This window comes from Helicobacter pylori (genome assembly GCF_015904775.1).
GTDB classification, from domain to species: Bacteria; Campylobacterota; Campylobacteria; order Campylobacterales; family Helicobacteraceae; genus Helicobacter; species Helicobacter pylori_DM.
On the sequence record NZ_JADZNC010000031.1, the window covers coordinates 1 to 1,475 of the forward strand.

Annotated in this window: 2 protein-coding genes; both read left to right on the forward strand. The window is 32.0% G+C overall.

The window, feature by feature from the left end:
* Positions 1 to 702, forward strand: a complete 702-nt coding sequence (locus I6852_RS07850; protein WP_000624999.1) for an ATP-binding cassette domain-containing protein — start codon at positions 1 to 3, stop codon at positions 700 to 702.
* Positions 702 to 1,457 carry an ABC transporter permease gene (locus I6852_RS07855; protein ID WP_197292079.1) on the forward strand — a complete coding sequence of 252 codons (756 nt, stop codon included), beginning with the start codon at positions 702 to 704 and terminating at the stop codon, positions 1,455 to 1,457. Before I6852_RS07850 ends, I6852_RS07855 begins: the two co-directional genes overlap by 1 nt.
* Positions 1,458 to 1,475: the final 18 nt, after the last annotated feature.

A 1,475-nucleotide genomic window follows, 5' to 3' on the forward strand; every position in this document is an offset into this window, starting at 1 on the left:
ATGATTTCTAACATCAGCATACACCCAAAAACCATGTTTAAAAACGCTTTAAATATACAAGATTTTTCATTTAAAAATCATACTAGTACAGCCATTATTGGCACAAATGGTGCTGGAAAATCAACGCTTATCAACACTATTCTAGGCATTAGATCAGACTATAATTTTAAAGCACAAAACAATAATATTCCATACCATGACAATGTTATACCACAACGCAAACAGTTGGGAGTTGTCTCTAACCTATTCAACTACCCACCTGGATTAAACGCAAACGACCTTTTTAAATTCTATCAATTTTTTCACAAAAACTGCACTCCAAATCTATTTGAAAAAAATCTTTTGAATAAAACCTACGAACACCTAAGCGATGGACAAAAACAGCGCTTAAAGATTGATTTAGCTCTTAGCCACCACCCCCAATTAATTATTATGGATGAACCAGAAACCAGTTTAGAGCAAAACGCTCTTATAAGACTATCAAATCTCATAAGCTTGCGCAACACCCAACAACTTACAAGTATCATCGCCACTCATGATCCTATTGTCTTAGATAGTTGCGAATGGGTATTGCTCCTTAAGAATGGCAACATTGCTCAATACAAACCTTTAAATTCTATATTAAAATCTGTAGCTAAAACTTTTAACTTTAAAGAAAAACCAACCACAAAAGACTTATTAGCATTACTAAAGGATATTTAGTGGGAGCAATTCTATCTATCCTAAAACTTGAAATCAAATCTTATCTCACCAATACAAGCGCGTTATTTTGGACTTTTATTTATCCTATTTTAATGCTTCTATTACTAATTTTTGTTTTTTCAAAAAATACCACTGAAATTTTTTACTTTAATAATATTATAGGTCTAATGGGACTCCTTATTATTTCTAGCGCGATCTTTGGCCTCACTCAAGCTATAACAAGCTCTAGATCGCATAATATATTCTTGTTCTACATGCTATCACCAGCAACTTTCAAACAAATAACTCTAGCATTAATCGCTTCAAGACTAATCGTTGTAATCCTATATGCTTTTATCTTTATTGTTCTCTCTTTTTATGCGCTCAATATCATCACTATTCTTAATTTTAAAGCGCTTATTTTGGGGTTTGTTAGTGTTTTTTCAAGCGCATTGTTTTGTTTTTGCTTGGCCATTTTTGTAGCTAGAATTTTTCAAAACGAACAAAGCATCTTAGGATTTTGTAATATCATCAATCTCTATGCGCTAATGTCTTGTAATGTTTTTGTTCCTTTAGAATACCTACCTAATATTGGTCAATTATTTATCAAAACATCTGTTTTTTACTACCTTAATCAACTTCTAATCAAAGCTTTTCAAGGGATTGATACTGTACTGGTTTTAGCAACTTCAACATTTTTCATTATTGGTGGCATTATTTTATTTTTACTAAGCGCTAATCGCATGTTACTAACACCAAAAGAACGCATGCGTTAAATCCTTAATCCCACCATT